The following is a 5,924-nucleotide window of genomic DNA, read 5'->3' as shown; positions in this document are numbered from 1 at the left end:
GGGTCGGCGAACGGTGCGATCGGCCGCAGCCGCGCCGGCAGCTGCGGCACCGCCTCGGCTTCGTTCTCCGAGACATCGACCGTCAGCAGCGTCAGCCCCGCATCGGCCGGGCGGCCGGGACCCATCCAGCCACGGTCGTAGCCGAGCGTATCGAGGGTGATGGGGCCGGGCCTGTCGAAGGATGCGACCAACTCGAGGCGTTCGCCCGGGCTGAGCAGGATCTCGTCCGCCGCCACCGGCGCCGCGAGCAGCCCGCCATCCGTCCCGATGACTGTTATCGTCGCGCCGTCGAAGGCAAGCTTCAGGAACCGTGCGTTGGTGGCGTTGTAGAGGCGCAGGCGTCGCTTGGCGCCCTTTGCCACCGAGAGCCTGGGATTCTTCTGGCCGTTGACCAGCACGTGGTCGCCAACGCGGCCGTTCATCAGATCGCTCATGCTGTTGCTCGGTATCGAGCCATCGGCGGCAAGTCTGAGGTCGGTGAACACCAGCACCGTGTCGCCATATTCGGCCGGGATGGGATCGGCCTTGGCCTTGACGACGAAGGCGCCGGCAAGACCCCGATAGACCTGCTCTGCCGTCTTGCCGTGCGGGTGCGGGTGGTACCAATAGGAGCCTGCGGAGCCTTCCGGCAGCTCGAAGGCATAAACGCGCTCGGTGCCCGCCGCAACCGGATCCATCGGACTGCCGTCCTGGTCGGCGGGCACCGGCATGCCGTGCCAGTGGATGGTGCTCACCTCGTTATCGATGCGGTTGGCAAATGTGATCTCGACGCGGTCGCCTTCGAAGGCCTCGATCAGCGGCCCCGGGCTGATGCCATTATAGGCGAGGATCGGTGTGTCGCGCCCCTCGGCGAACCTCGCAATGGCCGGTGCCGCCGTCAGCCTCGCCCTGAGCAGGCCCGGCCGGTCGGCTTCGTTGGCAAGCACCTGCAGGGCGCGCAACGCCTGGCCTTCGGGCAGGGTGACCGCGTCTTGCACCATCGCGGCCATGTCGTGCCCGGCATGGCCGCCCATGCCGGGCATCGACATATCGTCCATCTTCGTCTGCGCCAGCGCACGCGGGCTCGCCAGAACCGTCGCCAGGCTTGCCGTCAGAAATCCGCGTCGATGCATTTCTCCGCTCCTTGCTCTCGATGAAAGGCCCGCCGGAAGACCTCGCGTGACCCTAAGGGTTCCAGCAGCTGGAAGGTCAAGTGAGATCGAGCAGTCGACGGTGACGATAGAAGCTGCGCTGGCGCACGATGTAGTGAGAGCCCGGACCCGCTGTCCGATCATGAACACCGGTCGTTCCGGCGAAGCCGCAGAGTTCTCAGCCCTTGCGCTCCTGAAGGCTGTTGCCGCCGTCGACCACCAGCAGCGCGCCATTGACATAGCTGGCGCCTTCCGAGGCCAGGAATGCCACCGCGGCGGCCACTTCATCCGGCCGCCCGGCCCGCGCCGGCGGCGTATGCAGGGCGGCTTGCCGCTCCATTTCGCTCGACGAGCCCGTTTCGATCCAGCCGGGAGCGACGGCGTTGACCGTGATGCCGTTTTTCGCCACTTCGAGCGCCAGTGTGCGCGTCAGGCCGGCCATGCCGGCCTTGGCGGCCGAATAGGCTGCCGTGCCTTCGAAAGACACCAGCGGGCCGGTGACCGACGCCACATTGACGATGCGCCCGTAGCCCGCTTCGACCATCGCCGGCAGAAAGGCCTTCGTGACGAGGAATGCCGTCTTCAGGCTGACGTCGATCCCCTGGTCCCAGTCGGCCTCGGTCATGGCGAGAAACGTCTTGTCGACCGATGGCGATGCCAGCGAGCCCATGCCGGCATTGTTGACCAGTATATCGACCGCCCCGACATCGGCCCGCAGCCGCGCGACATCGGCAGCGATGGTGAGATCGGCGACCACGGCCTTGGCATCGATGCCTTCTGCACGGAGCCCAACGGCGCGATCAAGCACACGCGCACTGGCACCGGTGAGAAAAACGGCATGGCCAGCATAGCCGAGCTGCCGGGCAATGGCAAAGCCGATGCCGTCGGCCGCGCCGGCCCCGGTGATCAAAGCGCGTTTGATGCGGGTATGGGGAATGGTCAAATCGGGCTCCGCTGGTTCCGCCTGTCGCGGTCTTACCACGCAGATTGGACGACGGCGCTGCGAAGATTTGCTCTGCAGCATTCTGCGCCGCTTTGCCGAGCTTCGTCCTGGTGACCCGCGTAGGCGCCGCCCGAATGCTTAGTCCATTGCGTGGCCGGTGTTGACCAGCCATCCTGCCACCGCCGTGCAGTCGCAGGCCGTCACTCGTTCCCGCCGTTCGGGTTGGAGCCCGCCATGACGCAAGTTGACACGCAACCGGACCTTATGCGCCCAATGTCATCCTCGATAGGTCACTTCCATGGCAGTCCTGCTGCGCTGAGGCGTGACCACAGGTTATTTCTAAACTCCGGACCGCGCGCTTGCTGCAATCGATCGACATACTCGCCGGTCAACCTGGGCGACTCGCGCGAGACGAACGACACGTCCTTCCGCGCAGACTCGAGATCGCCCATCCCCATGTATGATGCAGCCCGCAGGAGCCGTGCCCAGTGGTATTCAGGCAGGACCATCAGAAATCGATCAAACGAGGCAGTCGCGGCGTTATAGTTCTCCCCGGCGTATTCGGCATCGCCCCTGAACAGAAAGATCGGATGATAATTCGGACTGAGAAGGTTGGCCCGCGCGAAAGCTGCCTGTGCACCTTCGAGATCTCCGGCGTAAGTTAGCCCAATTCCCAGCCAGGTACGGCACTCTGCATCGTTCGGATTGAGTGCGATGGCCCGCCACAGGCAGCCAAGGCCCGTCTGCAAGTTTCCGAGATAAGTCTCGGCCAATCCGAGAGCACTGTGCAGAGATGCTTCCCGGTCATGGCCACAAAGTCCGGCCCGAGCCTCATCACCAGCCCGGCGAAAGGCCTCGATGGGTTCAATGGACCATCCGTTGAAGCAGGAGTGGAAATCGACCCAGGCAAGAGTCTCCCTTATCAATGCATGCTCTGGCTCGGCGGCGAGGAGCCTTTCACAGAGACGCCGCGCTACGACCATGCCTTTCGCCGTCGGCCGTTCGACGTGGTAAAACGCCTTCAGATAGAGCTTGTGGTGCTGAATTGCTTCCTCGAGGGCGGGCGGGCCTGCCGCGTGCTTCATCAACACCTGGAAGAGGTTTCCGCTGATCACGCCTGTCAATTCGTCATGCGATGACGTCTGGGCGAGATCATATCTTGCGCTCCAGACCTCGACTTCCTCCTCGGCGTCCACGAGATGCGCGAAGGCGTGCATGGCTTTGTCTTGGCTATGGACCGCGACCTCCAGGACATAGTTGGCTCCCGTGGTCCTGCCGATTTCCTTGACAGTGAGATGCCGCTTCGCGAGCGCGAACATTGTGGCCGCTGCGACGATTCCGATCTGGGAGAAGCGTCCGAGCTCTGCGGTCAACGCGCGCGTCAATGCATCCGCATCGGTCCTTGTTTTGCCGAACTGACCCTTGACCGGCATCACCGCCAGCCGCGGTTTTTCGCTTTGATGGGGTGACAGCCCGCCTGGCCTGGCGCCGGAAGCGCCGGCAAAGTACGCCGCGAGCCCGATCTTGGTCCGCACCCCAAGTTTTCCGTAGATGGTCGCAAGGTGAGTGCGAACAGTGGCCGGAGCAATGAAAAGCGCCTTGCCGATCTCCCGATAGGTCAGGCCGGCGGCAAATTTTTCCGCGACCTCGCGCTCACGACCCGACAATGCGACAAGCGTTTGAGCTTTCGAAGCGCCGAGCACCATTGTGGACCCCCGTCCTTGGAAACCCCTCCGTAGCCGAAGAATGCTACAGAAGAATGCTACAAATGCACGAGGCCGAATACCGCATCTGCCCGATTCCGCCGCAGGCTCGCACGGCGCAAGCTTCCCCGACGGCAACAAACAATCGGCTAAGGGGGGTTCCATGCGTCCTGTATCCATAGTGCTGGCATGCACGGCCTTGGGCTATTCCGCCCAACCGTCACCTTCTTTCGCAAGCGGGTGCCGACAGTTGCTGGAATCAAACGTGAAAATCGCCAGCGTGCATGCCTATGCCAGCATCTTGGCCAATGCTGCCCGCAACGGCTGGAACTACACGCCTGAATCGATCGTCAGCGGCTCGAAGCGTCACTTCGAGGAGATGAGTCTCCAGTTGATCGCAGCCGGTTATGAGATTGTCCCCGCCAACGCTCACCCGCACTGCGCCAATCTGAACAGGGCGGAAAACGACGAGAGCACGATGACGACCGAGCCGAACACCTAAGGAAGCCCGATCGACCGCGGTCTGATCTAAGCTGGTCTCACCGCGCGCCACATACACCAGCTTTTGTCGAAACATCGAAATGTCGAAGGTGCGGGCCAACTGTCTGCTGCTCGGATCGAGATGATCCAGCACGTCTTCTGCGTGCGCTGCCTGATCGCGGGGTTCGTTATCAATGATCATGCATGACCTTCCCGATGCCGCCGGAGAGCCGGGCGACACTTCAGGCCTGTCGCGTTTCGCCGCGGCAATCCGTTCACGCATGGTAGGTCCCGGAGGATATTACAATCTCGGCAATGGGCTCGGGCTGGCGACGGGCGTCATGGTCCAGATCGTTGCCGTGCCGCCGGGTTCCGCCGTGAGTGGCCATGCCGCGCTCCTCGATTATTTCGTTGGCAGCATCGCTGCCCTGTCGCTCACCCTGGCCACGCTGGTCTTCTTCTGGAGCGGCGAGATCTACTGCCGCGCATGGGCCAGGAAGCCGTCCCCAGACGTGTCCCTAAACCGCCTTGGCGACATGACGTCGGGGGTCGGGGCGATCGGACTCGGCATCGCCCTGTTCCTGTTCGGCGAACCTGTGCTTGCGGCGACCTCGGGCTTGCTGCATGCGCTCGGCAAGTTCGGCAGCGCCTTCGAGGACGGCAAGCCGTTGCCCGGCTGGCCAGCCAGCTGGCCCAATCCGTTCCGGAGTGCCGTTCTGGCCAGCCGTCTGCCGCCGCTGGTCTCGGCCGCGGTGGGGAGCGGCGGTGCCCTGCAACTGGTATGGTCGGGCGCTTCCTGGACGCTCGTCGCAGCGCCGCTGACATTGCTTGTCTGCTATCTGCTTTGGGCCAAGGCAGACCTGTTGCTGCTGCTCCAGGAGGTGCGAGCCGGGAGCGCGCCGGCATCGTCCGCCGGCAACCGAGATCGAACGTGACGGCCCATGTCGAAGACAGAGGCCCCTGCTTGCAGGCGCCTTTGGGGGTTTGGCAACGTCGCGCAGAAGACCGTGCTGGATCATCTGCAGCATCAGAAGACTCTTCCGGAGTTGAAGCGCACCAAATTCGAGGTGCGGGCGAGGGCCGGAGCGAGAGCGCGCCTCATCCCGCCGATCAGCATGTATGAGAACGCGAGGAATCGGCGGCAGTTGAAAACGGCCTTTTTTCGGACAGTCATTCCCTAGGTTTTGCGTTGGGAGCCGACAACACCAACACCGGTGCCTCATGCGTGTACCCAGCGACCGCGATGACCGCCAGCCCGATCCGTGCGAATCTGATCGAATCGTCTGTTGACCAACAGGCGGGCCACCATTCGTCAGGAATTCATGCCGATGCGGTTGATTGGCGAGGCCTGAAAGGCAAGCAATTTCAGCTGGATGGAATGGCGCGCCCGAAGAGATTCGAACTCCTGACCCCCAGATTCGTAGTCTGGTGCTCTATCCAGCTGAGCTACGGGCGCGCAACAGGCCATGCTTTCCATGACCCCGCAATCCGATCGTAAACGACCGGTCGCGACGAGACGTGTTCCCTAGCGACTGAATTTCGGAAAAGCAAGCCGATCCGGCAAAAGTTTTGTCACAAGTGCCTTGGCCGGCGATGAAGGCTGGGATTCCGGCGCCTGGCAACGGTCCGAAGTCGAGCCGGTTCCTGCTCATTGGAGACCCAGCGCTC

5 protein-coding genes and 1 tRNA gene are annotated in these 5,924 nt (G+C 63.1%); 2 read left to right on the top strand and 4 right to left on the bottom strand.

Going from position 1 to position 5,924, the window contains the following annotated elements; genetic code table 11:
- The 3 genes from EN893_RS15130 to EN893_RS15120 form a co-directional block, all read right to left on the bottom strand.
- A partial coding sequence (locus EN893_RS15130) for a multicopper oxidase domain-containing protein (RefSeq protein WP_128361623.1) occupies window positions 1-1,112 on the bottom strand: 1,112 nt, incomplete at its 3' end.
- 196 nt (window positions 1,113-1,308) lie between these two features.
- The gene (locus tag EN893_RS15125; protein ID WP_236383082.1) at window positions 1,309-2,073 is read right to left on the bottom strand and encodes an SDR family NAD(P)-dependent oxidoreductase; all 765 of its coding nucleotides are present in this window, start codon (window positions 2,071-2,073) and stop codon (window positions 1,309-1,311) included.
- A 290-nt stretch (window positions 2,074-2,363) separates the two neighbouring features.
- Window positions 2,364-3,779, bottom strand: coding sequence for a LuxR C-terminal-related transcriptional regulator (locus EN893_RS15120; RefSeq protein ID WP_164748690.1), 1,416 nt, complete (start codon window positions 3,777-3,779; stop codon window positions 2,364-2,366).
- Between the two features lie 262 nt (window positions 3,780-4,041).
- Between EN893_RS15120 and EN893_RS15115 the strand changes: the two genes are divergently transcribed.
- Together EN893_RS15115 and EN893_RS15110 are read left to right on the top strand one after the other, a co-directional pair.
- On the top strand, window positions 4,042-4,278 hold the full coding sequence (locus tag EN893_RS15115; protein ID WP_127268797.1) for a hypothetical protein: 237 nt from the start codon (window positions 4,042-4,044) through the stop codon (window positions 4,276-4,278).
- A 172-nt stretch (window positions 4,279-4,450) separates the two neighbouring features.
- On the top strand, window positions 4,451-5,191 hold the full coding sequence (locus tag EN893_RS15110) for a hypothetical protein (RefSeq protein ID WP_206517401.1): 741 nt from the start codon (window positions 4,451-4,453) through the stop codon (window positions 5,189-5,191).
- 444 nt (window positions 5,192-5,635) lie between these two features.
- On the opposite strand, the gene EN893_RS15105 is transcribed toward EN893_RS15110, so the two are convergent.
- A tRNA-Arg gene (locus EN893_RS15105) sits at window positions 5,636-5,712 on the bottom strand.
- Window positions 5,713-5,924: the final 212 nt, after the last annotated feature.

Origin of the sequence: Mesorhizobium sp. M7A.F.Ca.CA.004.04.2.1 (genome assembly GCF_004022825.1) — a bacterium.
Classification (GTDB): Bacteria; Pseudomonadota; Alphaproteobacteria; order Rhizobiales; family Rhizobiaceae; genus Mesorhizobium.
The sequence above is the reverse complement of the archived record's forward strand: the minus strand, read 5'-3'. Positions and strand labels throughout refer to the sequence as shown.